Raw genomic sequence first — 23,969 nt, forward strand, 5'->3', positions numbered from 1 at the left:
GAACTTGCAACTACACGCTAGCAACAAAAAGGCCCCCACGGGTGCACCGCGGGGGTCTTTCGGGTGAGTGGCGAACGGACGCGAACGTCAGGCTCTGGCGCGCACCTTCTGCCACACGTAGCCCACGACCGCCAGAACCAGCGTCATCCCGCCGGTCGAGTACAGCTGCACGCGGGTGTCGGGCTCACGGGCCGTCAGGACGAAGATCGCCACCATGCCCGCCAGCGCCACCCAGGTCAGCACCGGGAACGCCCACATCCGCACGACCAGCTTCTCCGGAGCCTCGCGCTCCACGCGGCGGCGCAGCAGCAGCTGGGAGACCGCGATGAACATCCAGACGACGAGGATGACCGCGCCGATCATGTTCAGCAGCCAGGGGAAGACGTCGTTCGGCCGCCAGTAGCTGAGCAGCACGCACACGAAACCGAACACGCACGAGGTGAGCACCGCGATGCGCGGCACGCCGCCGGACACCCTGGCCAGTACCTTCGGGCCCTGGCCGCGCGCCACCAGCGAGTAGGCGATGCGCGAGGAGCCGTAGACGTTGGCGTTCATGGCGGACAGGAGGGCAACGAGGACGACCACGTTCATCAGCTGGCCGGCGCCGGGGATGCCGAGGTGGTCCAGGGCGGCGACGTACGGGCCCTTCTCGACGACCTCCTTGGAGTCCCACGGGACCAGGGTGACGATGACCGCCATGGAGCCGATGTAGAACAGCGCGATGCGCCACATCGCCGTGCGCACGGCGCTCGCCACGCCCCGCACCGGGTTCTCCGACTCGGCGGCCGCGATGGTGACCGTCTCCAGGCCGCCGTAGGCGAAGACCGAGGCCAGCAGGCCGATGACCAGGCCCTCGCTGCCGTGCGGGAGGAAGTCCGTCAGGTTCGAGGTGCCGGGCGAGTCCGTGCCCGGCAGCACCCCGGCGATGGCCAGCCCGCCGAGGATCAGGAACAGGCTGATCGCGCCGACCTTCAGTGCGGCGAACCAGAACTCGAACTCGCCGAAGTTCTTCACCGCGGTCAGGTTCGCGCCGCAGAAGACCACCATGAACAGCGCCACCCACGCCCACTCGGGCGTGCCGGGCAGCCAGCCCGTGACGATGTGCGCGGCGCCGATGCCCTCCAGCCCGACCGCGGTGCACAGCAGCACCCAGAACGACCAGCCCGCGGCGAAGCCCGCCCACGGGCCGATCGCCCGCTCGGCGTGCGCGGAGAAGGAGCCCGACGACGGGTAGGCGGCGGACATCTCGCCGAGCATCCGCATCACCAGCATCACCAGGAGGCCGGAGACGGCATAGGCGACGACGATCGACGGTCCGGCGGCGGTGATACCCGCGCCGGAGCCGACGAACAGACCGGCGCCGATCACCCCGCCGAGGGCGATCATCGACAGATGGCGCTGCTTGAGGCCGTGGGAGAGGGCGGCGCCGTCGCGCTGTTCCTGCGGCGGCGTCTCGACAGTGGTGCTGCTGGGCATGGGTGCGGCTCGTTCAGTGCAATAGGCGGGCAAAAACGCCCACAGTCTGGGCGGCCTCTCCGAGAGGCCGGAGAGACCGCCCAGTATCCGGACGCGCGCACTACGGTACGTGGCGTTCCGCTTACGCGGCGACGCTCGTGTAGTGCGAGGCGTCACCCTCGATCGAGTAGCTCTCCTTGCCCTCGATGCCGACCGGGACGTCACCGGCGACGGTCACCCGGTGCAGGCGGCGCGGCTGCCCGTCGTAGTTGTCGATGGCGTAGTGCTGGGTGATGCGGTTGTCGAACAGCACCAGCTGGTGCTCCGACCAGCGCCAGCGCAGGACGTTCTCCGGGCGGGTGACGTACGGCTGGAGCAGATCGAGGATCTTGCGGGACTCGCCCGTCGACAGGCCGACGATGCGCTGCGCGAACCCGCCGATGAACAGCCCGCGCTCGCCGGTCAGCGGGTGGACGCGGACCACCGGGTGGGCGGTGCGGTACGTGATCGACGTGAACTCGGCGCGCTGGGCGGCCTTCTCCTCGTCGACCTCCTCGTGCGGCACCGCGTAGTCGTAGTCGTTGGTGTGCTCGGCCCACAGGGTGTCGGCGAGCCGGCGCAGCGGCTCGGGCAGGTCGCGGTAGGCGGCGGCCGAACTGGCGATCAGGGTCTCGCCGCCGTACGGCGGGACCGTGATGCTGCGCAGGGTGCTGGCCTGCGGCGGGTTGAGGACGAAGGTGACGTCGGTGTGCCAGTGGTTGGCCCGGCCCCGCTCGCTGTCCACCGGCAGCACGTTCGGGGCGCCGTCCACGGCCCCCACCGTCGGGTGTGCGGTGGTCAGGTCGCCGAAGTGGCGGGCGAAGGCCTGCTGGCCCTCGTCGTCGAGGTGCACGTCGTCGAAGACCAGGGCCTTGTGGACGTTGAGCGCTTCGCGCAGGGCGGCGACGGTCTGCTGGCCGAGCGGCGCGGAGAGGTCCACGCCCGAGACCTGGGCGCCGATCTTCGCGGTGATCCTGCGGATCTCGATGGACATGTCTGGGGGTCCTTTCAGACGAGGAGGGCGGAGGAGGTGTGCTGGTTGGCGGGGCGAGGGAGGCCGTATCTCTCCCGGAGGGTGTGGCGGGGGCCGTAGTGCGTGCGCAGCAGCCCGCGGGTGCGCAGGATCGGGACGACGTGGTCGACGAAGGTCTCCAGGCCGGAGGGCAGGACGGCGGGCATGATGTTGAAGCCGTCGGCGGCGCCCTGGGTGAACCAGGTCTCGATGGCGTCGGCGACCTGCTCGGGCGTCCCGGCGAAGGTCAGATGCCCGCGCCCGCCGCCCAGCCGCCCGATCAGCCGGCGGACCGTGAGCCGCTCGCGCCGGGCCAGCTCGACCACGAGCGTGTAGCGGCTCTTGGCGCCCTCGACGGCGTCCTCGGACGGGAGATCGGCGGGCAGTTGGGCGTCCAGCTCCAGTGTTCCGGGGCTCAGCTGCAGCAGCCGCTCCAGATTGGCCACGCCGTGCCCGTGCACGATGTGGTCCTCCAGGAGCTGTTCGCCCGCCCGTGCCTCGGCCTCCGTCGAGCCGACCACCGGGACGATGCCGGGCAGCACCTTGATGTGCTCGGGGTCCCGCCCTGCCGCCGCCGTACGGGCCTTGAGGTCGGCGTAGAAGGCCCGCGCGTCCTCGATGGTCTGCTGGGCGGTGAACACCGCCTCCGCGTACCGGGCCGCGAACGCCCTGCCGTCCTCGCTCGACCCCGCCTGCACGAGAAGCGGGTAACCCTGCGGGCTGCGTGGCACGTTGAGGGCGCCCTCGACGCTGAAGTACGTCCCCCGGTGCCGGGGCGGATGGATCTTCGTGTCGTCGCCCCAGACGCCGGACGTCTTGTCGGCGACGATCGCGTCGTCCTCCCAGCTGTCCCACAGCTTCAGGGCCACGTCGAGGAATTCGGCGGCGCGGGCGTACCGCTCGGCGTGCGCGGGCTCGGCGTCCAGGCCGAAGTTGCGGGCGGCCTCGGCACCGGCGGTGGTGACGATGTTCCAGCCCGCCCGGCCACCGCTGACGATGTCCAGCGAGGCGAACCTGCGGGCCAGGTTGTAGGGGGAGTTGTAGGAGGTGGAGGCGGTGGCGATCAGACCGATGTGCTCGGTGGCCGTCGCCAGCGCGGTGAGCAGGGTGAGCGGTTCCAGGGCGCCGGCCGGGCGATGGGCCACCCTGCCCCACAGGTGCGGTCCGTCGGCCAGGAACAGCGAGTCGAAGGTGCCGCGTTCCGCGGTCCGGGCCAGGCCGACGTAGTGGGCGAGGTCGACGTGGGCGTACGGGTCGCTCTCCGGGAGCCGCCAGGAGGCTTCGTGGTGCCCGGTGTTCATCAGGAACGCGTTGAGGTGGAGCTTGCGGGTCATGCGTGGTCCTCCGTGACACCGAGCGCGGCCAGGAGCCGCTCGCGGTATTCGCCCAGTACCGGTTCGCGGTAGGAGCGGGGGTGGGGTCGGTCGATGGTCAGGTCGAGGCCGATACGGCCCCGGTCGAGGACGAGGACCCGGTCGGCGAGCACGATCGCCTCGTCCACGTCGTGGGTGACGAGCAGCACCGAGGGGCGGTGGCGCACCCACAGCGCGCGCAGCAGGTTGTGCATCTTGATGCGGGTGAGCGCGTCCAGGGCGCCGAACGGCTCGTCGGCGAGCAGGAGTTCGGGCTCCCGGACCAGCGAGCGGGCCAGTGCGGCGCGCTGTGCCTCGCCGCCGGACAGCTCGCCCGGCCAGGCCCGTTCGCGGCCCTTGAGGCCGACCTCCGCCAGGGCGGCCCGGCCGCGCTCCTCGGCGTCCTTGCCGTCCAGGCCGAGCAGGACGTTGTCCAGGACCCGGCGCCAGGGCAGCAGCCGGGAGTCCTGGAAGACCACCGACACCCGCTCCGCCGCGCTGAGCCGGCCGCCGCCCGCCACCCCGTGGTCGAGGCCGGCGACGGCCCGCAGCAGGGTGGACTTGCCCGAGCCGCTGTGCCCGAGCAGGGCCGTGAACTGCCCGGCGGGCAGGTCGAGATCGATGCCGTCGAGGACCGTACGCCCCTCGAACGAGCGGGTCAGACCGCGCAGTCGTACCGCCGGCCGGGTCAGCTGCTCAGTGTGCGGCGCCATGCCAGCACCCTCCGTTCGATCAGCCGGACCACGCTGTCGGAGATGAGGCCGAAGACGCCGTAGATCAGCAGGCCGACGAGGATGACATCGCTCTGGCCGTAGTTCTGGGCCTGGAACATCAAGTAGCCGAGGCCGCTGGTGGCGTTGATCTGCTCCAGGACCACCAGACCCAGCCAGGAGCCGGTCACACCGAGCCGGAGTCCCACGAAGAACCCGGGCAGCGCGCCGGGGACGACGATCTGCCGGACGAACCGGAACTTCGACAGCCCCTGCACCTCCGCCAGTTCCACGTACCGGCTGTCGATGCCGGACAGTGCGGCGTGCGTGTTCAGATAGATGGGGATGTAGACGACGATCGCGATGATGGCGATCTTGAAGGTCTCGCCGATGCCCAGCCACAGGATGAACAGCGGGATCAGACCCAGGGTCGGGATCGCCCGGTTGAGCTGCACGGTCCCGTCGATCAGCGCCTCCCCGACCCGGCTGAGCCCAGACGCCAGCGCGAGGACGACCCCGGCGGTGAGGCCGATCAGGAAGCCGTACGCGGCGCGCTCCAGCGAGGTGAGGACATCGGTGGGCAGTGTGCCGTCGGCCCACAGCCGCCCGGCGGTCCGCACGACCGTCCAGGGCGCCGGGATCGCCCCGGGGTCGAGCTGTCCGGCGGCGGAGGCGACGGCCCACAGGACGACGACCAGGACGGGACCGGCGAGTCGGGCCGCCGGCAGACGCCTGCCGGGGGAGAGCCGACGGCGCCTGCGGACCCGGTGGGTCTCGTCCTCGTCGGCGGCGACGGCGGCCGGGGTGGTCACGGTGGTGGTCATGGCGGTCACCTCCGGTACTCCGCCGGTACGGCCTTGGCCGCGATGTCCTCGAAGCGGTGGTCGAAGAGCGAGGAGACATCGAACTTCTTCACGAAGCCGCCCTCCGCGAGCAGATCCGCGGTCTCCTGCTCCCACTTGATCGCCTCGTCCCAACTCGGCGGGAAGAGCGGCTTGTTGGCGAGCACGCTGATCGACTTCGCCTGGCCGAGGGTCAGGTTCTGCGTCTTGACGTAGAACTCCTCGTTCCACACGTCCGGGTTCTCGTACTGCCACACCTGGCCCTTGGCCCACTGCGGTATGTACGCGGCGATCGCGGCCGCCTTCGCGGGGTCGTTCAGCACCGACTGCGGCGCCCACAGCAGATTGAGCAGGTCGACCACGTCGGTGGTGATGGTCCGGGCGCCCTTCGGCCCGTACTGCTTCAGATACGCCGGGGCCTGGCTGTTGGCGAGCGGGGCGATGTCGACCTGTCCGGACTGCAGGGCGGTGAGGAACTGGTTGCTGGTCAGCGGGACCAGCCGCACGTCGTCGTCCTTCAGTCCCGCCTGCTTCAGCGCCCGCAGCAGCACCACCCCCTGGGCCTGCCCCTGCGAGAAGGCCAGCTTCTTGCCCCTGAAGTCCGCCACCGTGCGGATGTCGCTGCCGGGCCGGGTGGCGAAGAGGTAGTTGGGCTTGCGGGTGATGCCGATCGCGACGATCTTCGCGTCGTAGCCCTGGAAATGCGCCTGGATCGGCGGGATGCCTGCGTTGTTGGCGAGGTCCAGGGACTTGGCGCGGAAGGCGATGATGACATCCGGACCAGCCCCGATGTTCACCCAGCTCGACACCGTGAACGGCAGCGCGGGCAGCCTCGCCAGCTTGAACTGCAGCTGCTGGGTGCCCAGATAGGAGGCGATCTTCAGGCTGGTGCCCGCCGGGACCCGGTCGGCGAGCGGGGCGGAGGAGGCGCCCTCGGAGTCGGCCGCGGCACTGCTGCCCGCGCAACCGCTCAGGCCGGCGGCAGCGGCGGTGACGCCGAGCAAAGAGGTGAGAAAGAGACGGCGGTCGAAGCCGGAGGCGGGCACGGAAGACATGGGAGAACCCCTTGAGTTCATAGGGCAGGAAGGCATGCGGAATTCCGGGCAGCGGAAGGCCGGGGAAGGGGAATTCACGCAGGGAGGACGCAGGGAGAACGCGGGAAAGACATGGGGAAGACGCGTTCACGACGCGTCGGTGAGAGATACGCGCTCCGGGCGCGTCAACGCGTCAGCAACAAAGGGTGCGACAGCTCATGAGCAGGATGTTCCCGGTCATCGGCGATCCCTGTCAACATTCGGAGTTTCTGAATTAAATAGCCTGAGGTGAAGCGTTCAGCGGATCCCGGTACAGCACGTCCAGAACCACCGAACCACCCGCCACGGCAAGCACGGAATCCGGAAAACCGGTCGGCACGACGGTGCCGGCGCGTTCGCCGCCCACCGCTTCCCGCAATGCCGTCAGGCAGTCCTCACGGTGAATGACGCCGGCCTCGGTCACCACGACCGTCTCCGGATTCAGCACGTCCAGCAGCAGTCCCACCGCCCGCCCGGTCCTCCGCGCCCGCTCCACCAGCAGCCGTACGGCCGTCTCGTCACCGGCCGCCGCCGCGGCGACCACGCGCATCGCGTCGGCGGAGTCGACGACCCCGGCCTCCCGGGCCCGCCGGCACAACGTCCGCTCGCCCAGCTCCGCCTGGAGGCAGCCGGTCCGCCCGCAGTCGCACGGCTCGGTGCCGCCCGGCACGGGGAGATGGGCGATCGCGCCCGCCTGGGAGCGGGGCCCGTGATGCACCTCGTCGTTGGTGGCGAACGCCGCGTCGACCACGTTGCCGACGAACAGGTGCAGCACGCTCCCGCTGCCCCTCGCCCGCCCGAACAGCCGCTCGCCGTTGACCAGCGCCCGCGCGTGTCCGTCGACATGGACGGGCAGCCCGGTGCGCGCGCCGAGCACCTCCCGCACCGGCACGTCACGCCAGCCCAGCAGCGCGTGTTCGACGATCGTCCCGCCGTCGCGGTCCACCCAGCCCCCGGCGGCCACCCCGACCCCCAGCGGCCGGCTGCCCGGCGTGTCGGCGAGCAGCGCCGCGAGCCCGTCCGCGGCCCTGGCCAGCACCCACCCGGGATCGGTGCGCTCATGCTTCAACTCCCGTTGCGCGAGCACCCGTCCGCGCAGATCGAGCAGCGCGACCGTGGTGTACGGCACAGCCACATGCACCGCGCCGACCACGAACCGCGAGTCGTCCAGGTCGACGGGGACATGCGGGCGGCCCACCCCGCCCGACCGCCGGGGCACCGCCGCCTCACGGATGAAGCCGAGTTCGGCGAACCGGGCGCAGTAGTCCGTCACGGACGCGGGGGACAGCCCGGTCAGCCGGGCGATGGTGCTGCGGGCCACCGGTCCGTGCTCCAGCACAGACCGCAGTACGACGCTGGCGCTGGTGCGCCGCCGGTCGCTGTCGGCGGCTCGGGGTATGGGGGAGCGGAGAAGGAGTGCCGTGGCACGGGGCATGGTTGACCGTCCTCGGGAACGGGGCCGACACGTCTCGGAAGTCGAGGCGCGTCGCAACCGCGCCTCAGACCGGACGGCGACAGGTGGCCGTGCCCTGGCGTCGCAGGTCGACATAGCGACGCGACGTGAAGTTCCGGGCCTGGGCAACCATGGCTGGAAGAGTAGGGCAGGAAAGGTGAATCCGACCAGAGCAGTAGGATTCCTTTGGCGGGAGCCCACAATCGGGCCCACGGCCTGCGAAGTGAGCCAGCAGTCCCCACCTCAGTGATCGGTATCACGCCGAACCCGGTGTGTCCGGCCCCCTTTGTGTGAAGCCCACCAAGCCCCCGTTCCCCCCTTTGTCGAGCGCTGACGGTGATCGACTCCGTCGCGGCGGGATAGCGTCACCGTGTCCCAACGTGCCAACACCCGCGGAGTCCCCATGAGCACCGCCACCGTCGCCGCCCGACCCGGCGCAGTCCTCGCCGACCTCCTGCCCGCGTCCCGCGTGCGCGATGTCGCCCTCGTGGTCGGCGGCGCCGCGCTCACCGGCCTCGCGGCCCAGATCTCCGTCCCGGTGCCCGGCTCCCCGGTGCCGGTGACCGGCCAGACCTTCGCCGCCCTGCTCGTCGGTACGTCCCTCGGCGCCGGACGCGGCTTCCTCTCCCTCGCGCTGTACGCGCTCGCGGGTGTCGTCGGCGTGCCGTGGTTCGCGAGCGGCACCTCCGGTGCGGGCGCCGTCTCCTTCGGCTACATCCTCGGCATGATCCTCGCCTCCACCGTCGTCGGAGCCCTGGCCCGCCGCGGCGCCGACCGCTCCGTACTGCGCATGGCGGGCACGATGCTGCTCGGTGAGGCCGTCATCTACGCCGTCGGCGTCCCCTACCTGGCCTACGCCGCCGACATGTCCGCCTCCACCGCGATCGCGAACGGCCTGACCCCGTTCCTCATCGGCGACGCCCTGAAGGCCGCCCTGGCGATGGGCCTGCTGCCCACGGCCTGGAAGTTCGCCAACAAGCGGTGAGTTGGTAGGACGAAGTTCCTCCTACTTGCGTGGCACGGCCGCATTGCCCGACAGACTCCGTCGGGCAATGCGGCCGTTCGCGTCAGCCCCGCTGCCGAGCGGCCCGCGGCAGCCGCTGCGACCACCACAGCCCTGCGGTGCCCGCCGCGATCAGCGCCGCGCCGGCCGCGCCGAGCGGCAGGACGTCACGGCCCACGCCGGTCTTGGGCAGCTGGTCGCCGCCCGGTGCCACCGGCTTGTTGTCGGTGCCGAGCAGCAGCGGGGTGGCCGGGGCGTTCGGCGACGGGTTCGTCGTACCGAAGGGCACCGGGCCCTGCTGCCAGAAGGTCTTCTTCCCGTCGGTGGTCTGGACGGGCAGACAGATCTTGCCCGTCTTGCCCAGGTCGTAAGTCGCCTCCACGTCATACGACTTGGACTTGCCCGCCGCGAGATTGCCGACCGGACAACTGAAACCGCTGTTCGAACCCGCGGGCAGATCCTTTTTGGCGATGGCGTCACAGCCCTGAACATCTGTCACCTTCAGGCCGTCGAAACCGACCACCAAAAGCCTGATGTCACCGCTGTCCTTGCTTCCGTCGTTCTTGACGGTGGCGGTAATCGCCGTCTTTTGCGAACTGTTGTCGACCGAGATCTTCTCGGGCAGCAGCGTGCTCAGCTTCACGCCCGCCGGTGCCTCGTCAACCGCCTTTCCCCCCTTGCTGCTTCCCGATCCCTGGTCATCGGCGGCGGCCGTGAACGGAAGGATCATCACGGCCGAGAAAGATGCCGTGACCAGCGATCCCACGACGACCGTCAAACGACGAGAACTCATGTTCGTCCCCCTTGCAACCCCCTGGACTGCGCCTGAATTCGCAGTACTTGAAGAGGTACCACAAGATTTCTCCGCACTATGCTGGTACGCCATGAAGTGTGACCATTGTGTTTCGGTTGGTACGGTCGGTCAGGGGGGTGGGTGGATTGCCGGGGAATGCGCGAAGCGTTGGTGTTCCAGGGTTACTGGTGACGGGGCGGTACCGGCTGGTCGAAAGCATCGGCCAGGGGGGAATGGGGCGTGTGTGGCGGGCCGCCGACGAAATGCTCGACCGGCAGGTCGCGGTCAAGGAAATGCGCATAGACGGGCTGGACGCGGAGGACACACGCACCCGCCGTGAGCGCACGCTGCGCGAGGCCAGGGCGACGGCCCGGATCGACCACCCCAACGTCGTGCGCGTGTACGACGTCGTCGACGAGGGCGAACGCCTGTGGATCGTCATGGAACTGGTCGCCGGGCGCTCGCTGGAACAGATCCTGGCGCAGGAGGGCCCGCTGGCTCCGCCCGAGACGGCGCGGATCGGGCTGGGGCTGGTGGCGGCGCTGCGGCAGGTGCACGCCGGGGGAGTGCTGCACCGGGACATCAAGCCCGGGAACGTTCTCGTCGAGCGCAGCGGCGGGCGTGTGGTGCTCACGGACTTCGGTATCGCTGCCATCCAGGACGCCAAGGCGCTCACCATGGTCGGCATGCTCGTCGGCTCCCCCGACTACATGGCCCCCGAGCGGGTGTCGGGAGACCCGCAGGGACCGCCGTCCGACATCTGGTCCCTGGGCGCCACCCTGTGCGCGGCGCTGGGCGGCCGCTCCCCGTTCTCGCGCGACACGACCCTCGCGACGCTGCACGCGGTGCTGTACGAGGAGCCTGTACTCCCTGCCGCGGCGGGCCCGTTGCGGGACATCCTGGCGGCACTCCTGGAGAAGGAGCCGACGGTCAGGGCGGGCCTCCCCGAGGTGGAGGACGCCCTGTGGCCGGTCGCGTATCCACCCCCGACGCCGACTCAAGGGGAAGAAGAGGAGTCGGAGGGGGCGGGGGGCGGCATCGACGCGTCGGGCGGGGGCGCCGGCGCGCGTGCGGCGGTTTCCACGGGTTCTGCGAGTGAGGCAGAACAGACGGGGCCGGCAGGGCCGGTGAGTGGGGCAGGGGACACTCCGGTGTTCCCCCGGGCGTCCAGGGAGTGGCCCACACCGGCGTTCGTGGAGCCGCCTCGTGGGCGTGCCGGGCGTGCCGGGCGTGACGCCGAGGAGGCCGAGCACGTACGCGGGCCGGAGTACCCGCCGCTCCCCGACCCCCGCGCGGAGCCCGAGCCGGTGCGCGACGCGGTGCCGCAGGCCGCCGCCTCGCCCCCCGCCGCACCGCTCGAAACACCTCCCGCACCCTTTGAAACCCCACCCGCACCCCCTGAAACCCCTCCCGCACCCCGCGAAACCCCACCCGCACCCCGCGAAGCCGCCTCCGAACTGCGCTCCGAAGCCCGTTCCGAGACGCCCTCCAGCAACTCCGCGGGACCGGCACCCGGCGCTCACCCCCGGCAGGGCGTCTCCCTCACCCGCGCCCAGGCGGAGACCCAGCTCAGCCCCGGCCACGGGCCGCCGGGCCCGCGCGGCCCCGGCACCGTCGGCATGCCGCGGGGCGAACCCCCGGACGCCGTCACCCCGTCACCCCGGCACCGCACCGGCATCCTCGCCGCCGTCGGCCTGGTCGCCGTCGCCGCCGTGGTCGCGGTCCTGCTCGCCACGTCGTCCGGCGGGCGGCGGGACGACACGCACGCCGGCTCCTCTCCGGCCTCTTCCGTCAGCAGCGACAGCAGCGGCAGTAACGGCACCACGAGTACGAGCACCCCGTCACCCACCGTCGAGGGCACCGCCCGGCCCCAGAGCCTGCCGCCGGGCGCGCACCGGGAGGCCGGGGGGTTCGCCTGGGCGACGCCCGAGGGCTGGCGGCGGGATGTGAAGACCGGTTCCGAGGTCCACTACACCTCCCCGGACGGCCGCCAGGAGCTCGTCGGCAAGTCGTCGCTCGCCCGCGGGGATCTGATGGACACCTGGCGCACCTCGGAACAGAACGCCCGCCAGGGCCAGGACTACGTCAAGATCCGGCTGGAGGAGACCACCTTCCAGGGCCACCCGGCGGTCGTCTGGGAGTACACCTTCACGCTCAAGGGCGACCACTGGCACGCCCAGCTGCTCGGCTTCGACGTGGAGGGGAAGTCGTACCAGATCAACACCTGGTACCAGCCGGAGATCGAGCCCCAGGCGCTGAAGACGTACGACAAGGTCAAGGAGAGCTTCACGGTGCTGTGAACGCGGGCGGGACCGCCCGAGGGGAGGGAACGCCCGAGGGGAGGGAACGCCCGAGGGGAGGGAACCCGGCGGGCTCCCTCCCCTCGTCAACGGCGACGGGGTCGCCCGCGTCAGCCGACAGGCACCTTGTCGGTCTTGTCGTCGGACTCCAGGGCCACCGTCGACCGGTCCCCGACGACCTTCTGCTTCACCACGGCGATCACGATCACGACCGCCGCGACCGTCAGCGACAGCAGCACGGTCGTACGTCCGCTGCTCTCACCCTCGGTGTCGGTCAGCATGTAGGCGAGCACGAACACGATCAGCGCGGCCGTCGCCCAGGTCAGGTACGGGTACAGCCACATCTTCACGACGAGCTTCTCCGGCGCCTCGCGCTGGATGATCTTCCGCATCCGCAGCTGCGAGAAGCAGATGACCAGCCACACGAACAGGGCCACCGCGCCACTGGAGTTGACCAGGAAGAGGAAGACCGAGTCCGGGAACTTGTAGTTGAAGAACACGGCCACGAAGCCGAAGACCACGGAGGCGATGATCGCCGCCATCGGCACACCACGGGAGGTGGTCTTCGCGAACGCCTTCGGCGCGTCACCGCGCTGGCCCAGAGAGAACGCCATGCGGGAGGCCGTGTACAGGCCGGAGTTGAGGCAGGACAGCACCGAGGTCAGCACGATGAAGTTCATGATCTCGCCGGCGTGCGCGATGCCGAGGGAGTCGAGGGCGGCGACGTACGAGCCCTTCTCCTTGATGGCCGGGTCGTTCCACGGCAGCAGGGAGACGACCACGAGGATCGAGCCGAGGTAGAAGACGCCGATACGCCAGATGATGCTGTTCGTCGACTTGGTGACGGCGCGCTGCGGGTTCTCCGACTCGCCGGCGGCCAGGGTGGCGATCTCGCTGCCCATGAAGGAGAAGACGACGAGCAGGACACCGGTGAGGATCGTGCCGGGACCGTTCGGCAGGAAGCCGCCGTGGTCGGTGAGGTTGCCGAGGCCTGCCTTGTCGCTGTGCACGCCGGGCAGCACGCCGAAGACGGCCAGCCCGCCGATCACGATGAAGGCGCCGATCGCCACGACCTTGATCCCGGCGAACCAGAACTCGAACTCACCGTAGGAGCCGACGGAGACGAGGTTGGTCGCGGTGAGCACGACCATCACGATGAGGGCCCAGCCCCACTGCGGGACGGCGGGGACCCACCCTTCGAGGATCTTGGCGCCTGCGGTGGCCTCCACGGCCAGCACCACCACCCAGAAGAACCAGTAGAGCCAGCCGATGGAGAACCCGGCCCAGCGGCCGAGGGCACGGTCGGCGTGCGCGGAGAACGAGCCGGAGGTCGGATTTGCGGCGGACATCTCGCCGAGCATGCGCATCACGAGGACGACGAGCGTGCCGACGAGGGCGTACGACAGGAGGATGCCGGGGCCTGCGGTGGCAATTCCCGAGCTGGAGCCGACGAAGAGACCGGCGCCGATCACACCGCCGATGGCGATCATCGACAGATGCCGGTTCTTGAGTCCTGCCTGAAGTCCGGAACCAGGGGTCATGGGCGGAATTCCTTTGCGCCTGTTGGGCTTACCCGTACGAGCGGTGTACGAGCCGGTCCAGTGAATCCGAGGCGAACGAATTCGGGAACCTTCGAATCCGGATTGTTACTTGAGGTTTCCTTGAGGTTCTATGGCGAGACTCACATTTCTCCTGGTCGGCACCCGGAGCTGCCGGCCCGCAACCGCCGTGTCACACTCGTCCCATGCGCGTGTATCTCGGCTCGGACCATGCGGGCTTCGAACTCAAGAACCACCTCGTCGAGTGGCTCAAGGCGGCGGGTCACGACCCCGTCGACTGCGGCCCCCACATCTACGACGCCCAGGACGACTACCCGCCCTTCTGTCTGCGCGCCGCGGAGAGGACGGCCGCGGACGCCGACGCCCTCGGCATCGTGATCGGCGGTTCGGGCAACGGCGAGCAGATCGCCGCGAACAAGGTCAAGGGCGTGCGGGCCGCGCTCGCCTGGAGCGAGGAGACGGCCTCCCTCGGCCGGCAGCACAACAACGCCAACGTCGTGGCCGTGGGTGCGCGCATGCACACGCAGGAGGAGGCGACGAAGTTCGTCGAGACCTTCCTCAACACGCCGTTCTCCGGTGACGAGCGCCACATCCGCCGCATCGACATGCTGTCGGAGTACGAGACCACAGGTGACCTGCCGCCGATCCCGGCGCACCACCCGCAGCAGGACTGACGCCGGACGGGGGGCTCAGCCCCCCGTTCGCGGGTGACTTCTCACGCGACCGAGAAGGGGTCCGGGGCGGAGCCCCGGGCGGCAGGAAAGGACACGGCACCCGTGCCAGAAGGGCACACGATCCACCGGCTGGCGCAGGACTACGCCGAGCGCTTCTCCGGCACCGCCCCGCGAGTCACCAGCCCCCAGGGCAAGTTCTCCGACGCCGCCGAACTGCTGACCGGAGCGGAGCTCACCCGGACGGAGGCCCACGGCAAGCACCTCTTCCTCGGCTTCCGTGACACCGACTGGGTCCATATCCACCTCGGCCTCTTCGGCAAGGTCGGCTTCGGTGACGCCCCGGCGCCCCCGCCCACCGACACGGTCCGCCTGCGCCTCGCGAACGACACCGCGTACGTCGACCTCCGCGGCCCCACCACCTGCGCCCTGATCACGGATCCCGAGAAGCGGGCGATACACGACCGCCTCGGCCCCGACCCCCTGCGCACCGACGCCGACCCGACGGCCGCCTACACCCGGGTGCGTCGCAGCCGTACGACGATCGCCGCCCTCCTCATGGACCAGAAGGTCATCGCGGGCGTCGGCAACGTCTACCGCGCCGAGGTCCTCTTCCGGCACGGCATCGACCCGTACCGCGCGGGCCGGGACATCACCCCCGCCGAGTGGGACACGATGTGGCGCGACCTCGTGGACCTCATGCGCGAGGGCGTCCGCAACAACCGCATCGACACCGTCCGGCCCGAACACGCCCCGGAAGCCATGGGCCGCCCGCCGCGCGTCGACGACCACGGCGGCGAGGTGTACGTCTACCGCCGGGCGAACCTGCCCTGCCACATCTGCGGCGGCGAGATCCGCACGGCGGGCCTCGCCGCCCGCAACCTCTTCTGGTGCCCGGCCTGCCAGAAACGCTGACCGGCCGCCGGGAGACCCGGACCGGCCGCCGGGAGACCCGGACCGGCCGCCGGGAGACCCGGACCGGCCGCCGGGAGACGGCGACCGGGCGTCAGAACCCGTGCGGCAGCCAGGGCGCCACCGCCGAGCCGAAGGCCGTCGACGCCTCCGCCAGCGCGCCCGGCCGCAGCTCCCGCACCCGTCCGGCCCCGGCCAGCGACAGCAGCGAGACGCCGCCGAGGTACGCGGCCCCCAACTCCCGTACGGACAGGGCGAGGTCGGCCGCCTCCTCGGTGCGTTCGCAGGACGCGCCCTTCATGTCCCCACAGAGCCGCCAACGCCCGCTGTTCCAGGGGCAGAAGGCGTCCTCGACCTCGAACACCACATCGACCGGGGCCTGGTAGGTCCGTGCCTCCAGCGCCGCGCCGACGTCCACGAGCCGTACGTACAGCGAGTCGCGCACCAGCACCCGGCACCGGCGGATGTCGGACACCAGGTACTGCCACGGCTCGTCCACCGGCCGCCGCCGCGCGTCGATCGTCGAGGTCAGGTCGATGCCGAACAGGAACTGCCACAGCGCGGCGTGCGCGGCCGCGTCTAGCGCCTCCAGGTCCTCCAGCACCACCGTGCCCTTGGGGCCGGCCGGTTCCCAGTCGGGCTTGATCCGGAAGCGCGCGAAGCCCACGCTCTCCCCGTCCCGCTCCGCCAGTACGCACAGCAGCGGCGACGCCCCGTGCCGCTCGCTCTCCGGGTCGAGCAGTCCGACCCGGTCCCAGCCGGGCAGCCGCTCCACCATGGCCGGCCGCAGCGGCACGTGCCGGGCGTAGAGCGCCTCGCACACGTCGAGCACATCGGCCGGTGCGGCGTACCGCAGTCGTACGGCGTCGGTACCGGCCGGCACCGACAGCCGTACGCGGTCCGTGTCGATCTCGGCGTTCACGTGATACGTCGCGGCGCCGTACCCGAATCGTCCGTAGATGACCGGCTCGGACGCCGTCAGGACCGCGAGCGGCCAGCCCCATGCCCGCACATCGTCCAGCTGCCGTCGCATCATCGAGGTCAGCACACCGCGCCGCCGGTGCGTGGCGGCCACGCTCACCATCGTGACGCCCGCGGCCGGCACCGGGGCGCCGCCCGGCACGGTGAGCCGGAAGGCGAAGGCCCCCGCCGTGCCGACCAGCTCGTCCCCGTCCCAGGCGCCGATGTACCGGTCCGGCTCGATGAGCGAGATCCACAGCTCCCTCTCCTCGGCCGACTCGGGGACCGCACCGAAGGCGCGGATCAAGTGGTCGTACCAGAGGCCGAGGTCTTCCCGGCGCAGTACGCGCAGTTCGGTGGTGCGGTCGCTCGCGAGGTCAGTGCCCATGAACCATGCGTACCAGGGCATTGCGGGACGAGCGAGTGAATTTCTCCCGGGCGGCCGTGTGACGGGCTTCTGTGAAGTTGAGCCTCGGACGAGGGATAAGTCGGACCTCGCGTGCCAAGCGGCTGGTCCGCTGGATAGGGTCCCGGACTAATGGCAGCAGGAGGAGAACGGCGCGCGAAGGCCGAGACGCTGACGGCCCGGTGGAGGATGCAGTGGCACCGGGTCCGGGTCGGTGTGCGCAGAAGTGCCGTGGACTACTTCCGCGGTGACGGCTCGGACTGGATCGCGCTCTTCGGACTGCTGCTGACGATCCCGGTCCTCGCGTCCATGACGCTCGCCAACTCGGTGTGGTGTTCACCGGCCACGCTGGTGCTGCCGATCGTCGCGGGCGGGCTGCTGCTGCGTCCGGCGAGTCTGCTCGGGCTGTACGCGGCGGCGGCGACGGCGCTGATCGTGGAGTCGGTGCGGCTGGGGCCGTACACGGAGGGGCCGTCCCGGGTCACCCCCGGCGTGGTCCTGGTGGTCGCCGCCTGTGGCTTCTTCGGGCTGCTCACGGCCCAGTTCCGCAGCCGGGTGGGGGTGCCCTGGCGGCGCGGCGGCACGATGCTGTTCGACCTGCGCGAGCGGATCCGGGTGCAGAGCAAGCTGCCGAAGCTGCCGCACGGCTGGCACCGGGAGATGGCGCTGCGGCCGGCGGGCGGCCAGTCCTTCTCGGGCGACTTCGTGGTCGCGGCCCGTACGAACAACGGCCGCACGATGGAGGTCGTCCTCACGGACGTGTCCGGCAAGGGCATGGACGCCGCGTCGCGGGCGCTGCTGCTGTCGGGGGCGTTCGGGGGCCTGCTGGGTTCGCTGCCGCCGCACGCGTTCCTTCCCGCGGCCAACGGCTATCTCCTGCGCCAGGACTGGGACGAGGGGTTCGCCACCTCGATCCATCTGGTCCTGGACCTCGACTCCGGGGACTACGAGCTGTTCTCGGCGGGACATCCGCCGGGACTGCAGCTGAGCGCCGGCAGCGGTCGCTGGGAGGAGAAGACTGCCGAAGGGCCGCTGCTCGGTGTGTACGGCGGCGCCCAATTCGACCCCGTGAAGGGGTCGCTCCGTCCCGGGGACGTGTTGATGCTGTTCACGGACGGTCTGGTGGAAACCTCCGACCGGGACATCGTCGAGGGCATAGACCGGCTGACGGGGGAGGCCGACCGGTATGTCGCCGGAGGCTTCCACGGTGCCGCCTGGCACCTCATCGAGGCGGTGGCCAAGGATGTCAACGACGACCGGGCACTGCTCCTGATCTGCCGGGACGCCGCGGCCGCGGCGGTCCGCTGACCCGCGCGCGGCCGGGAGAGGGCCGTACAACGGCCGTCGGCGCGGGGGACACTGGGGAAGTGACCGAAACGCATCGCATGCTCACCCTGGCCGAGGTCGAGGCCGTCGCCCGCGCCGCCCACGAGGGGCAGACGGACAAGGCCGGGCGGCCGTACGCGGAACACCTGAAGGCCGTCGCGGAGGGCGTGCACGCCCGGGGCGGGGACGACGAGCAGATCGCGGCGGGCTGGCTGCACGACTCCGTCGAGGACGACGCGCTGTCGCGCGAGTGGCTGAGCGGGGCCGCGCTGAGCCGGCGCACCAAGGACATCGTGCTCGCCGTCACCAAGCGGGCGGGGGAGGAGCCGGAGGTGTACGCCGAGCGCATTCTTCGGACGCCCGGCGCGCTGCTGGTGAAGGAGGCGGATCTGGCCCACAACGCGGACCCGGAGCGGCTCGCGGTCCTCGACGAACCCGTCCGGAAACGACTGACCGAGAAGTACGCGCGGATGCGGGCACTTCTCGGTCTGACGGACGACGGGCGAGACGGCTCGGCTACGCGCTGACCTTCTCGCGGGCGCCTTCCGCCTTCTGCCGTTCACGGGCCAGTTCGGCCGCGTCCCGCTTGAACGCCCACTCCATCTTCGGCTCCATGGCGAACCGGAAGACGCGCTGCACGGGCTTGGTGCACAGCACGGTGACGACGGCCGCCGCCAGGACGCTGACCAGGATCTCGCCGAGCGGGTGGTGCAGCGAGGGGTGGTCGAACCAGCCCCGGTAGTCGGCGAACTTGATCACGAAGCCGTGCAGCAGATAGCCGTACAGGGTGCCGGCGCCCAGCGCGGTGAACCACATCTTCCGGCGCGGCACCCAGGCGAAGAAGCAGGCGGTCAGCACCAGCGAGCAGCCGAACAGCGCCAGGACCATGAGCGGGCCGCACCACCAGGGCGCGCCGAACTCCTGGGCGGACTGGCGGTGGTAGAGCCACGCGGTGTTCATCCGCGGCACGCTCCACCAGCCGACCGCCAGCGCGGCCGCGAAGACCGGCACCGACGCGATGCGCACCCAGCGGCGGCGCACCAGCTGGAAGTGGTGCGGCTTCATGCACAGGCCCAGCACGAAGTACGGCAGGAACTGCAGGACGCGCTGGAGGTCGAGATCGTCACCGATGCTCGGGGTGACCGAGGCCAGCATGGCGAGGCCGATCGCCAGCGGGAGCGGCCATCGGACCAGCTTCCAGATGGGCGTGGTCAGCCGCCAGATGAACAGGGCGCACAGGAACCAGGTCAGATACCAGGGATCGAGGAGGCTGATCTCCTGGTCGGGGGCGTGGTCGACGAACCGCTTGAAGAGCGGATAGGCGGTCTCGAAGACGATGTACGGCACGGCGACGCCGGTGATGAGCCGTTTCAGCCGGTCCGGGCGCATGTCGAAACTGCGCGAGAAGAAGCCGGAGATGATGATGAACGCCGGCATGTGGAAGGCGTACACGACGGTGTACACGCCCTCCAGGATGCGGCTGTCGCCCTTCAGCGGTTCCCAGGAGTGACCGATCGCGACGAGCACGATCGCCAGGTATTTGGCGTTGTCGAAGAACGCGTCGCGCTGTTTGCCCGGTCTGTCCTGCTTCTGCGTACTCATCGGGGTACGCGGACTCGGCACTCCGTTCACCGGCGACTGTGCCGATGGGAGCGGCCTTCGGTGCTGGCCGGGGGACGAGGCGGCGTCAAACATCTGAGGCACCCTAGCGTCGTCTGTGGGATTTCGTAAAACCCCCAGTGTGTTTCCTTGTTATGGGGCTTCGGATGCCCCGGATTCACAGAAGTTGACGCCTCTGTCCACGTGACGGTCAGCACATTGCAGGCCGCTGTTCACCCTTGATGTCCCGATTCATACTGACTAATTGGGGCATAACGCAGTCCTTCGGCCAACAATTCGAATTAGCTGCGAACGGGATGTGTGGACAGCGAAACGAAGCCCTCAATTCCCTGTGTTCCGGGCGTGGGCGGGTTCCCGAATTGCTGTGCGCCGAGTCGCCCCGTTGCGGGCGGCCGTCCGACGATGCCTCACGCGCCGCATACGGTGGCCGGGTTGGTGGCACGATGGTTCTGGCGGGGGTGCGGGGATGTACCTCCGGGCCGGGAGAGCGGACCGACCGAGGGTGTGATCAGTGTGGCCATTTCACTGTCCGTGGTGCTGCTGTTGGCGATCATCCTTGTGGTGCTGATCCGAGGGGGGAGCATCAAGGCCGGCCCCGCCATCGTCGCGATCCTGTTCGGCTTCTTCCTCGCCTCGACCGGCATGGCCCCGTCGATCCAGCGGTTCCTCAACTCGATAGCCGAGACGATCAACTCGATCAGCTTCTGATGAGGCTTCCGGGCGAGGACGGTTCTGTACGTTACGTACAGATGTTGCGCTACGTACGCAGCCCCCGGAAATGATCAGGGCCAGGCGGAGGAATCGTCCTCCGGCCTGGCCCCGAGCCGTACAGAGCGGGCGACGGGAATCGAACCCGCGTAGCTAGTTTGGAAGACTAGGGCTCTACCATTGAGCTACGCCCGCACGGGACGCGCCGCAGGTCGTCGACCGCGGCACAGGAGGCATCGTAGCGGGTCGTATGCGCTCGCCGCACACCCATTGCGCGCCGCGCCACCGTGCGCCCGCGCGCTCTGCAAATGCGGCGGCCGTACTGCCTGCGGGCATGTACCCTACGTGTCGCACCAGACGGGGTGTGGCGCAGCTTGGTAGCGCGTCCGCTTTGGGAGCGGAAGGCCGTGGGTTCAAATCCCGCCACCCCGACCACCGGCCGAGATCATTCGTCGGCCACGCCCGATGATCGCCTTTTGGGGTGTTCAGCCGCTGCGGTTACTATGCAAGCTGCGCGCCCGTGTGTCCCGGCCCACTCGGCCTACGAACTCCTCCGGGCGGCTAAATCCGCCGGACCTGTCTGGCTCCGGCGAACCCCAAGAAGTCAGCCACAAGGAGACCGAACCGTGAAGAGCGCCGTGGAGACCCTGAACCCGACCCGGGTTCGGCTCACTGTCGAGGTGCCCTTCGAGGAGCTCAAGGACAGCCTCGACGCGGCGTACAAGAAGATCAACCAGCAGGTCACGGTGAAGGGCTTCCGCAAGGGCAAGATCCCGGCCCGCGTCATCGACCAGCGGTTCGGCCGTGGCGCCGTGCTGGAGGAGGCCGTCAACGACGCGCTGCCGAAGTTCTACACCGAGGCGGTCAACGAGGCCGAGCTCAGCCCGCTGGGCCAGCCCGAGGTCGACATCACCGAGCTGAAGGACGGCGAGACGCTGAACTTCACCGCCGAGGTCGACATCCGCCCGGCCCTGGAGATCCCGGACTACTCCGGCATCGAGGTCGAGGTCGACGCCGTCGAGGTGACCGACGAGGACATCGAGAAGTCGGTCGAGCAGCTCCGTGAGCGCTTCGCCTCCACCTCCCCGGTCGAGCGTGCCGCCGAGGACGGCGACGTCGTCACGATCGACCTGCAGGCCAAGGTCGAGGGCGAGGTCCTCGAGGACGGCGTGGCCGAGGGCGTCTCCTACACCATCGGCTCCGGCGAGCTGCTCGACGGCATCGACGACGCCGTGAAGGGCCTGGAGGCCGGTGGCGAGGCCACCTTCACCTCCGAGCTCAAGGGCGGCTCGGCGGCCGGCAAGGAGGCCGAGGTCACCGTCAAGGTCACCCAGGTCGCCGCCCGCGAACTGCCCGAGCTGGACGACGAGTTCGCTCAGCTCGCCTCCGAGTTCGACACCCTCGACGAGCTGAAGGCCGACAGCCGCAAGCGCCTCGAGAACATGAAGCAGTACGACCAGGCCACGCAGGCCCAGGAGCGCGTCCTGGAGAAGCTGCTCGAACTGGTCGAGGTCCCCGTCCCCGAGAAGCTGCTCGAGGAAGAGATCAACACCCGTAAGCACAACCTGGAGCACCACCAGCTCGGGCAGATGGGCCTCACCCTCGACAAGTACCTGGAGATCCAGGGCAAGACCGCCGAGGAGTTCGAGACCGAGACCCGCGAGGCCGCGGTCAAGGGCATCAAGACCCAGTTCGTCCTCGACGAGCTGGTCAAGTCGGAGAAGCTCAACGTCAACCAGGAGGAGCTCACCGAGCACCTCATGCGGCGTGCGGCCTCCTCCGGCATGTCCCCCGACCAGTTCGCCCAGGCCGTCGTCGAGGGCGGCCAGGTGCCCCTCCTCGTCGGCGAGGTCGCCCGCGGCAAGGCCCTGGCCGTCGTGGTCGAGGCCGCCACGGTGAAGGACACCAACGGCGAGATCGTCGACCTGGACGACGAGGACGAGGTCGAGGCGGCCACGGAGACGGTCGAGGCCGTCGAGGGCGCCACCGAGACCACGGACGAGGAGAAGGCCGAGGGCTGAGCCCTGCGGAGCTTCTGAAGGCCGTACGACGAAGGGCCCCGGGATGCACAGCGCCCCGGGGCCCTTCGTCATACGGTGGAACAGTGGCCCGTCTGCCGGAGGCGCCCGGCGCTACGCCCCCGGCGAACACCCCCTTCCACGGGATTCCCCGAAGGGACCAGCGCGTTAGGGTCCATGAATACGGGGGCAGGGGACTCACCTGAAACCCCCGGCAGGATTTCGCAGTACACGTGAGACGGCCCGGCGCCGTCGTAAGACGAGCAGGTGGATACGTGACGAATCTGATGCCCTCCGCCGCCGGCGAGCCTTCCATCGGTGGTGGCCTCGGCGACCAGGTCTACAACCGGCTGCTCGGCGAGCGGATCATCTTCCTCGGCCAGCAGGTCGACGATGACATCGCCAACAAGATCACCGCGCAGCTGCTGCTCCTCGCCGCGGACCCGAGCAAGGACGTCTACCTCTACATCAACAGCCCCGGTGGCTCGGTGACGGCCGGCATGGCGATCTACGACACCATGCAGTACATCCCGAACGACGTGGTCACGATCGCCATGGGCATGGCGGCCTCGATGGGCCAGTTCCTGCTCACCGGCGGTGCCGCGGGCAAGCGCTTCGCGCTGCCGCACGCGGACATCATGATGCACCAGGGCTCCGCGGGCCTCGGCGGCACGGTCTCGGACATCAAGATCCAGGCCGAGTACCTGATGCGCACCAAGAAGCGCATGTCCGAGCTGACCGCGCAGCACTCCGGCCAGACCGTCGAGACGATCATCCGCGACGGCGACCGCGACCGCTGGTTCACCCCGGAAGAGGCCAAGGAGTACGGTCTCATTGACGAGATCATCACGCATGCCTCCGGTGTTCCGGGAGGCGGCGGCACCGGTGCCTGACCGGCCCGGCCCCGCACGCTCCGCCGAGTACTCCAGCCCCCAGAACGCCACCAGGACGGTGAACACGCACATGAGCAACTTCCCCGGCGCCGCCAGCGGCCGCTACGACGGGCCGCGGCCCGAGAGCCGCTATGTCATTCCGCGCTTCGTCGAGCGCACCTCCCAGGGCATCCGCGAGTACGACCCGTACGCGAAGCTCTTCGAGGAGCGCGTCATCTTCCTCGGCGTCCAGATCGACGACGCCTCCGCCAACGACGTCATGGCGCAGCTGCTGTGCCTGGAGTCGATGGACCCCGACCGGGACATCTCGATCTACATCAACAGCCCGGGTGGCGACATGACCGCCCTCACGGCGATCTACGACACGATGCAGTTCGTGAAGCCCGACATCCAGACGGTGTGCATGGGCCAGGCGGCGTCCGCCGCGGCCATCCTGCTCGCCGCCGGTACGCCCGGCAAGCGCATGGCGCTGCCGAACTCCCGCGTCCTCATCCACCAGCCGGCCGGCTCCACCGGCCGCGGGCAGCTCTCCGACCTGGAGATCATCGCCAACGAGTTCACCCGGATGCGTACGCAGCTGGAGGAGATGCTCGCCAAGCACACCAACCGGCCGATCGAGAAGGTCCGCGAGGACATCGAGCGCGACAAGATCCTCACCGCCGAGGAAGCGCTCGAGTACGGCATCGTCGACCAGATCATCTCCACCCGGAAGATGAACAGCGCCGAGGTCCGCTGACGCGCAGGACCCGCCCTCTGTGGTCCTTGGCACGGTGCACGTCAAAGTGAACCGTGCCAAGGGGGGCCCGAACGGGGGGCCCGGCAAGGTACCGTCGGACATAAGGCAGCACCAGGAGCCGCTGGATT

At 69.8% G+C, this 23,969-nt stretch carries 21 protein-coding genes and 2 tRNA genes; 11 read left to right on the forward strand and 12 right to left on the reverse strand.

Annotated features, from left to right (window positions below; genetic code table 11):
• Positions 1-87: 87 nt before the first annotated feature.
• The 7 genes from ACFY1J_RS01875 to ACFY1J_RS01905 all read right to left on the reverse strand — a co-directional run bounded on the left by ACFY1J_RS01875 (position 88) and on the right by ACFY1J_RS01905 (position 7,918).
• A complete protein-coding gene (locus ACFY1J_RS01875) occupies positions 88-1,476 on the reverse strand; it encodes an amino acid permease (RefSeq protein ID WP_390730405.1) in 1,389 nt (462 codons plus the stop codon).
• A 121-nt stretch (positions 1,477-1,597) separates the two neighbouring features.
• The gene (locus ACFY1J_RS01880; RefSeq protein WP_390706627.1) at positions 1,598-2,488 is read right to left on the reverse strand and encodes a TauD/TfdA dioxygenase family protein; all 891 of its coding nucleotides are present in this window, start codon (positions 2,486-2,488) and stop codon (positions 1,598-1,600) included.
• A gap of 14 nt (positions 2,489-2,502) precedes the next feature.
• Complete coding sequence (locus ACFY1J_RS01885) at positions 2,503-3,840, reverse strand: LLM class flavin-dependent oxidoreductase (RefSeq protein ID WP_390706626.1); 1,338 nt, start codon at positions 3,838-3,840, stop codon at positions 2,503-2,505.
• Positions 3,837-4,571 (reverse strand): ABC transporter ATP-binding protein, encoded by a 735-nt coding sequence (locus ACFY1J_RS01890; RefSeq protein WP_390706625.1) that lies wholly within the window; start codon positions 4,569-4,571, stop codon positions 3,837-3,839. The genes ACFY1J_RS01885 and ACFY1J_RS01890 overlap by 4 nt, the downstream gene beginning before the upstream one ends.
• Complete coding sequence (locus ACFY1J_RS01895) at positions 4,547-5,392, reverse strand: ABC transporter permease (RefSeq protein ID WP_390706624.1); 846 nt, start codon at positions 5,390-5,392, stop codon at positions 4,547-4,549. The genes ACFY1J_RS01890 and ACFY1J_RS01895 overlap by 25 nt, the downstream gene beginning before the upstream one ends.
• A 5-nt stretch (positions 5,393-5,397) precedes the next feature.
• Complete coding sequence (locus ACFY1J_RS01900; protein ID WP_390730406.1) at positions 5,398-6,465, reverse strand: ABC transporter substrate-binding protein; 1,068 nt, start codon at positions 6,463-6,465, stop codon at positions 5,398-5,400.
• Between the two features lie 253 nt (positions 6,466-6,718).
• Entirely contained in the window at positions 6,719-7,918 is a 1,200-nt protein-coding gene (locus ACFY1J_RS01905) for an ROK family protein (RefSeq protein WP_390706622.1), read from the reverse strand.
• A 421-nt stretch (positions 7,919-8,339) separates the two neighbouring features.
• Between ACFY1J_RS01905 and ACFY1J_RS01910 the strand changes: the two genes are divergently transcribed.
• Entirely contained in the window at positions 8,340-8,921 is a 582-nt protein-coding gene (locus tag ACFY1J_RS01910; protein ID WP_390706621.1) for a biotin transporter BioY, read from the forward strand.
• Positions 8,922-9,003: 82 nt separating this feature from the next.
• Here the strand turns inward: ACFY1J_RS01910 and ACFY1J_RS01915 are convergent, their stop codons facing one another.
• Complete coding sequence (locus tag ACFY1J_RS01915) at positions 9,004-9,732, reverse strand: hypothetical protein (protein WP_390730407.1); 729 nt, start codon at positions 9,730-9,732, stop codon at positions 9,004-9,006.
• A 233-nt stretch (positions 9,733-9,965) separates the two neighbouring features.
• Here ACFY1J_RS01915 and ACFY1J_RS01920 point away from each other — a divergent pair, with 233 nt between their 5' ends.
• Positions 9,966-12,032: a protein kinase gene (locus ACFY1J_RS01920; RefSeq protein WP_390730408.1), complete on the forward strand. Its 2,067-nt coding sequence runs from the start codon at positions 9,966-9,968 to the stop codon at positions 12,030-12,032.
• 110 nt (positions 12,033-12,142) lie between these two features.
• On the opposite strand, the gene ACFY1J_RS01925 is transcribed toward ACFY1J_RS01920, so the two are convergent.
• On the reverse strand, positions 12,143-13,573 hold the full coding sequence (locus tag ACFY1J_RS01925; RefSeq protein ID WP_390706618.1) for an amino acid permease: 1,431 nt from the start codon (positions 13,571-13,573) through the stop codon (positions 12,143-12,145).
• A gap of 203 nt (positions 13,574-13,776) precedes the next feature.
• Between ACFY1J_RS01925 and ACFY1J_RS01930 the strand changes: the two genes are divergently transcribed.
• The gene (locus tag ACFY1J_RS01930; protein WP_390706617.1) at positions 13,777-14,265 is read left to right on the forward strand and encodes a ribose-5-phosphate isomerase; all 489 of its coding nucleotides are present in this window, start codon (positions 13,777-13,779) and stop codon (positions 14,263-14,265) included.
• 102 nt (positions 14,266-14,367) lie between these two features.
• A complete protein-coding gene (locus ACFY1J_RS01935; RefSeq protein ID WP_390706616.1) occupies positions 14,368-15,177 on the forward strand; it encodes an Fpg/Nei family DNA glycosylase in 810 nt (269 codons plus the stop codon).
• A 91-nt stretch (positions 15,178-15,268) separates the two neighbouring features.
• Here the strand turns inward: ACFY1J_RS01935 and ACFY1J_RS01940 are convergent, their stop codons facing one another.
• On the reverse strand, positions 15,269-16,522 hold the full coding sequence (locus tag ACFY1J_RS01940; protein ID WP_390706615.1) for a GNAT family N-acetyltransferase: 1,254 nt from the start codon (positions 16,520-16,522) through the stop codon (positions 15,269-15,271).
• Between the two features lie 150 nt (positions 16,523-16,672).
• On the opposite strand from ACFY1J_RS01940, the gene ACFY1J_RS01945 reads away from it, so the two are divergent.
• Both ACFY1J_RS01945 and ACFY1J_RS01950 read left to right on the forward strand, forming a co-directional pair.
• A complete protein-coding gene (locus ACFY1J_RS01945) occupies positions 16,673-17,848 on the forward strand; it encodes a PP2C family protein-serine/threonine phosphatase (protein ID WP_390706614.1) in 1,176 nt (391 codons plus the stop codon).
• A 77-nt stretch (positions 17,849-17,925) separates the two neighbouring features.
• Positions 17,926-18,393, forward strand: coding sequence for an HD domain-containing protein (locus ACFY1J_RS01950; protein WP_390730559.1), 468 nt, complete (start codon positions 17,926-17,928; stop codon positions 18,391-18,393).
• Here ACFY1J_RS01950 and ACFY1J_RS01955 read toward each other — a convergent pair.
• Positions 18,383-19,468 carry an acyltransferase family protein gene (locus ACFY1J_RS01955; protein WP_390706613.1) on the reverse strand — a complete coding sequence of 362 codons (1,086 nt, stop codon included), beginning with the start codon at positions 19,466-19,468 and terminating at the stop codon, positions 18,383-18,385. The genes ACFY1J_RS01950 and ACFY1J_RS01955 overlap by 11 nt on opposite strands.
• Before the next feature lie 531 nt (positions 19,469-19,999).
• On the opposite strand from ACFY1J_RS01955, the gene ACFY1J_RS01960 reads away from it, so the two are divergent.
• The gene (locus tag ACFY1J_RS01960; protein WP_363295173.1) at positions 20,000-20,194 is read left to right on the forward strand and encodes a hypothetical protein; all 195 of its coding nucleotides are present in this window, start codon (positions 20,000-20,002) and stop codon (positions 20,192-20,194) included.
• Positions 20,195-20,318: 124 nt separating this feature from the next.
• Here the strand turns inward: ACFY1J_RS01960 and ACFY1J_RS01965 are convergent.
• Positions 20,319-20,389 (reverse strand) — tRNA-Gly (locus tag ACFY1J_RS01965).
• Positions 20,390-20,552: 163 nt separating this feature from the next.
• On the opposite strand from ACFY1J_RS01965, the gene ACFY1J_RS01970 reads away from it, so the two are divergent.
• The 4 genes from ACFY1J_RS01970 to ACFY1J_RS01985 all read left to right on the forward strand — a co-directional run bounded on the left by ACFY1J_RS01970 (position 20,553) and on the right by ACFY1J_RS01985 (position 23,841).
• Positions 20,553-20,629 (forward strand) — tRNA-Pro (locus ACFY1J_RS01970).
• Between the two features lie 191 nt (positions 20,630-20,820).
• The gene (tig, locus tag ACFY1J_RS01975; protein ID WP_390706612.1) at positions 20,821-22,215 is read left to right on the forward strand and encodes a trigger factor; all 1,395 of its coding nucleotides are present in this window, start codon (positions 20,821-20,823) and stop codon (positions 22,213-22,215) included.
• A 284-nt stretch (positions 22,216-22,499) separates the two neighbouring features.
• A complete protein-coding gene (locus ACFY1J_RS01980) occupies positions 22,500-23,105 on the forward strand; it encodes an ATP-dependent Clp protease proteolytic subunit (protein WP_263216457.1) in 606 nt (201 codons plus the stop codon).
• A gap of 70 nt (positions 23,106-23,175) precedes the next feature.
• Positions 23,176-23,841 carry an ATP-dependent Clp protease proteolytic subunit gene (locus ACFY1J_RS01985; RefSeq protein ID WP_390706611.1) on the forward strand — a complete coding sequence of 222 codons (666 nt, stop codon included), beginning with the start codon at positions 23,176-23,178 and terminating at the stop codon, positions 23,839-23,841.
• The last annotated feature ends 128 nt before the right edge of the window (positions 23,842-23,969 follow it).

The organism is Streptomyces sp. NPDC001406, from assembly GCF_042895285.1.
Classification (GTDB): Bacteria; Actinomycetota; Actinomycetes; order Streptomycetales; family Streptomycetaceae; genus Streptomyces.

Coding starts and splice junctions, on each gene's coding strand:
- ACFY1J_RS01895 (WP_390706624.1), bottom strand. CDS start 5,392: ATGACCACCACCGTGACCACCCCGGCCGCCGTCGCCGCCGACGAGGAC.
- ACFY1J_RS01875 (WP_390730405.1), bottom strand. CDS start 1,476: ATGCCCAGCAGCACCACTGTCGAGACGCCGCCGCAGGAACAGCGCGAC.
- ACFY1J_RS01910 (WP_390706621.1), top strand. CDS start 8,340: ATGAGCACCGCCACCGTCGCCGCCCGACCCGGCGCAGTCCTCGCCGAC.
- ACFY1J_RS01905 (WP_390706622.1), bottom strand. CDS start 7,918: ATGCCCCGTGCCACGGCACTCCTTCTCCGCTCCCCCATACCCCGAGCC.
- ACFY1J_RS01890 (WP_390706625.1), bottom strand. CDS start 4,571: ATGGCGCCGCACACTGAGCAGCTGACCCGGCCGGCGGTACGACTGCGC.
- ACFY1J_RS01900 (WP_390730406.1), bottom strand. CDS start 6,465: ATGTCTTCCGTGCCCGCCTCCGGCTTCGACCGCCGTCTCTTTCTCACC.
- ACFY1J_RS01950 (WP_390730559.1), top strand. CDS start 17,926: ATGCTCACCCTGGCCGAGGTCGAGGCCGTCGCCCGCGCCGCCCACGAG.
- ACFY1J_RS01980 (WP_263216457.1), top strand. CDS start 22,500: ATGCCCTCCGCCGCCGGCGAGCCTTCCATCGGTGGTGGCCTCGGCGAC.
- ACFY1J_RS01930 (WP_390706617.1), top strand. CDS start 13,777: ATGCGCGTGTATCTCGGCTCGGACCATGCGGGCTTCGAACTCAAGAAC.
- ACFY1J_RS01940 (WP_390706615.1), bottom strand. CDS start 16,522: ATGGGCACTGACCTCGCGAGCGACCGCACCACCGAACTGCGCGTACTG.
- ACFY1J_RS01885 (WP_390706626.1), bottom strand. CDS start 3,840: ATGACCCGCAAGCTCCACCTCAACGCGTTCCTGATGAACACCGGGCAC.
- ACFY1J_RS01955 (WP_390706613.1), bottom strand. CDS start 19,468: ATGAGTACGCAGAAGCAGGACAGACCGGGCAAACAGCGCGACGCGTTC.
- ACFY1J_RS01915 (WP_390730407.1), bottom strand. CDS start 9,732: ATGAGTTCTCGTCGTTTGACGGTCGTCGTGGGATCGCTGGTCACGGCA.
- ACFY1J_RS01925 (WP_390706618.1), bottom strand. CDS start 13,573: ATGACCCCTGGTTCCGGACTTCAGGCAGGACTCAAGAACCGGCATCTG.
- ACFY1J_RS01920 (WP_390730408.1), top strand. CDS start 9,966: ATGGGGCGTGTGTGGCGGGCCGCCGACGAAATGCTCGACCGGCAGGTC.
- ACFY1J_RS01985 (WP_390706611.1), top strand. CDS start 23,176: ATGAGCAACTTCCCCGGCGCCGCCAGCGGCCGCTACGACGGGCCGCGG.
- ACFY1J_RS01945 (WP_390706614.1), top strand. CDS start 16,673: ATGGCAGCAGGAGGAGAACGGCGCGCGAAGGCCGAGACGCTGACGGCC.
- ACFY1J_RS01880 (WP_390706627.1), bottom strand. CDS start 2,488: ATGTCCATCGAGATCCGCAGGATCACCGCGAAGATCGGCGCCCAGGTC.